Source organism: Alkalihalobacterium sp. APHAB7 (genome assembly GCF_048323755.1).
Lineage (GTDB): Bacteria > Bacillota > Bacilli > Bacillales > Bacillaceae_F > Alkalihalobacterium.
Genome location: NZ_JBLWFS010000059.1, coordinates 1 through 1890, shown reverse-complemented (window position 1 = coordinate 1890; position 1890 = coordinate 1). Strand labels below are relative to the sequence as shown.

The window sequence follows — 1890 nt, the reverse complement described above, 5'->3', positions numbered from 1 at the left end:
TTCTTCTAATCCAGGGAAATTCATGATAAAATGCATATGCACGCAACTCCTATCCTTTTTCTTGTTTCTCGACAATTCAAGTCTAAAGGATTTTGGAGCTTGCGTGTTTTTATATGCTCAATTTTTTAAAACCCCAACATATATTTTAGAGCCTTAAAATCAAATAAAAAACGCTCCTTACAATTGTAAGAAACGTTGATATTAAAGATTAAAGATTACTTGTTATGTAATGGTACCGGTGGTCGGGGTCGAACCGACACTCCAGAAGGAACACGATTTTGAGTCGTGCGCGTCTGCCAATTCCGCCACACCGGCATATAGCAACAAAAAAACACAGTCAAACTGTGCAAGATAAATTTTAAATGGTGCCGAGGGCCGGACTTGAACCGGCACGATAGTCACCTACCGCAGGATTTTAAGTCCTGTGTGTCTGCCAATTCCACCACCCCGGCAAGGGTATAAAGGACTATAAGTATTAAGATTGGAGGCGGCAACCGGATTCGAACCGGTGAATAAAGGTTTTGCAGACCTTGGCCTTACCACTTGGCTATGCCGCCATATATTCTGGAGCGGAAGACGGGACTCGAACCCGCGACCCTCACCTTGGCAAGGTGATGTTCTACCACTGAACTACTTCCGCAAAATGGCTGGGCTAGCAGGATTCGAACCTACGCATGACGGAGTCAAAGTCCGTTGCCTTACCGCTTGGCTATAGCCCAATAGTAAATTTTAAATGGCAGGGGCAGTAGGAATTGAACCCACACTGACGGTTTTGGAGACCGTAGTTCTACCTTTAAACTATGCCCCTACAATTTATTTTAATGGTGGAGGGGGACGGATTCGAACCGCCGAACCCTCAGGGAGCGGATTTACAGTCCGCCGCGTTTAGCCACTTCGCTACCCCTCCAACATCTATAATGTTAACTATTATATCATATGTCACTTTAGATCAAAAGTGATTATTTAACGTTATTCTATAAAACTGCTGGTGCCGGCGAGAGGACTTGAACCCCCAACCTACTGATTACAAGTCAGTTGCTCTACCAATTGAGCTACACCGGCATAAAAATGGTGGCTCGGGACGGAATCGAACCGCCGACACATGGATTTTCAGTCCATTGCTCTACCGACTGAGCTACCGAGCCTAATTAAATGGCGGTCCCGACGGGAATCGAACCCGCGATCTCCTGCGTGACAGGCAGGCATGTTAACCGCTACACCACGGGACCACTTTTGGTTGCACTCTTCAAGTACTACTTATATTATATATTTTTAGTAGTAATTCAAAGTAGATGCGATATTTTTTTTGGTTGCGGGGATAGGATTTGAACCTATGACCTTCGGGTTATGAGCCCGACGAGCTACCAGACTGCTCCACCCCGCGGTAATATAAATTTATATGGTGGAGGATGACGGGCTCGAACCGCCGACCCCCTGCTTGTAAGGCAGGTGCTCTCCCAGCTGAGCTAATCCTCCACTATTGGTGACCCGTACGGGATTCGAACCCGTGTTACCGCCGTGAAAGGGCGGTGTCTTAACCGCTTGACCAACGGGCCATACTTCTATAATAAATCCTTCTGGCGGAGAGCGAGGGATTCGAACCCTCGAGACAGTTTGTCACCGCCTACACGATTTCCAATCGTGCTCCTTCGGCCAGCTCGGACAGCTCTCCATGTATGGCTCCACAGGCAGGACTCGAACCTGCGACCGATCGGTTAACAGCCGATTGCTCTACCAACTGAGCTACTGTGGAATAATTATAAGCCTAGCGACGTCCTACTCTCACAGGGGGAAGCCCCCAACTACCATCGGCGCTGAAGAGCTTAACTTCCGTGTTCGGCATGGGAACGGGTGTGACCTCTTCGCTATCGCCACTAGACTTTACGGATT

15 tRNA genes and 1 rRNA gene are annotated in these 1890 nt (G+C 47.9%); all 16 read right to left on the bottom strand.

Annotated elements, in window-relative coordinates:
- Nucleotides 1-230: 230 nt before the first annotated feature.
- Nucleotides 231-315 (bottom strand) — tRNA-Leu (locus tag ACNSTQ_RS22955).
- Nucleotides 316-363: 48 nt separating this feature from the next.
- Nucleotides 364-452 (bottom strand) — tRNA-Leu (locus ACNSTQ_RS22950).
- A gap of 30 nt (nt 453-482) precedes the next feature.
- A tRNA-Cys gene (locus ACNSTQ_RS22945) sits at nt 483-557 on the bottom strand.
- Nucleotides 558-565: 8 nt separating this feature from the next.
- Nucleotides 566-640 (bottom strand) — tRNA-Gly (locus ACNSTQ_RS22940).
- 4 nt (nt 641-644) lie between these two features.
- A tRNA-Gln gene (locus ACNSTQ_RS22935) sits at nt 645-719 on the bottom strand.
- A 15-nt stretch (nt 720-734) separates the two neighbouring features.
- Nucleotides 735-808, bottom strand: a tRNA-Trp gene (locus ACNSTQ_RS22930).
- A gap of 14 nt (nt 809-822) precedes the next feature.
- Nucleotides 823-907 (bottom strand) — tRNA-Tyr (locus ACNSTQ_RS22925).
- 79 nt (nt 908-986) lie between these two features.
- A tRNA-Thr gene (locus ACNSTQ_RS22920) sits at nt 987-1062 on the bottom strand.
- Nucleotides 1063-1069: 7 nt separating this feature from the next.
- A tRNA-Phe gene (locus ACNSTQ_RS22915) sits at nt 1070-1145 on the bottom strand.
- An 8-nt stretch (nt 1146-1153) separates the two neighbouring features.
- Nucleotides 1154-1229, bottom strand: a tRNA-Asp gene (locus tag ACNSTQ_RS22910).
- A gap of 78 nt (nt 1230-1307) precedes the next feature.
- Nucleotides 1308-1384: transfer RNA gene (locus ACNSTQ_RS22905), tRNA-Met, on the bottom strand.
- 16 nt (nt 1385-1400) lie between these two features.
- Nucleotides 1401-1476 (bottom strand) — tRNA-Val (locus ACNSTQ_RS22900).
- Nucleotides 1477-1481: 5 nt separating this feature from the next.
- Nucleotides 1482-1556 (bottom strand) — tRNA-Glu (locus ACNSTQ_RS22895).
- 22 nt (nt 1557-1578) lie between these two features.
- Nucleotides 1579-1672, bottom strand: a tRNA-Ser gene (locus tag ACNSTQ_RS22890).
- A 5-nt stretch (nt 1673-1677) separates the two neighbouring features.
- A tRNA-Asn gene (locus tag ACNSTQ_RS22885) sits at nt 1678-1753 on the bottom strand.
- A 10-nt stretch (nt 1754-1763) separates the two neighbouring features.
- Nucleotides 1764-1879: ribosomal RNA gene (gene rrf, locus ACNSTQ_RS22880) — 5S ribosomal RNA — on the bottom strand.
- Nucleotides 1880-1890: the final 11 nt, after the last annotated feature.